Genomic DNA, 391 nt, shown 5'->3' on the forward strand with positions numbered 1-391 from the left:
CCAAAGAACACGAACGACGGGAACACCAGAATCAGCAGCACCAGAAACATCAAGCGCCGATGCGTACGTACGAAATCAAGCATGCTGGACCGGAGGTGAATGGAAGATGGAAAATCCGGCGATTCTATCAGGTGCCGCCGACATTCCGGACAATCGCGGCATGGCGCACAGGCATGACCTGCAAGCATTCGCCGCTGAAAAGACAAAGGCCCGAACGAATCGGGCCTTTGTACAGGATTCTGGCGGAGCGGACGGGACTCGAACCCGCGACCCCCGGCGTGACAGGCCGGTATTCTAACCGACTGAACTACCGCTCCAGATTGGGTCGGACCTTCCGACGCTGGAGCGGCAATACGAACGATGGTGGGTGCTGAGAGGCTCGAACTCCCGA

Annotated in this window: 1 tRNA gene; it reads right to left on the reverse strand. The window is 58.3% G+C overall.

Features of this window, described 5'->3' with window-relative positions:
- Positions 1 to 240: 240 nt before the first annotated feature.
- Positions 241 to 317 (reverse strand) — tRNA-Asp (locus ETC00_RS20260).
- Positions 318 to 391: the final 74 nt, after the last annotated feature.

It is taken from the genome of Brevibacillus sp. MCWH (genome assembly GCF_013096935.1).
Taxonomy (GTDB): Bacteria; Bacillota; Bacilli; order Brevibacillales; family Brevibacillaceae; genus Brevibacillus; species Brevibacillus aydinogluensis.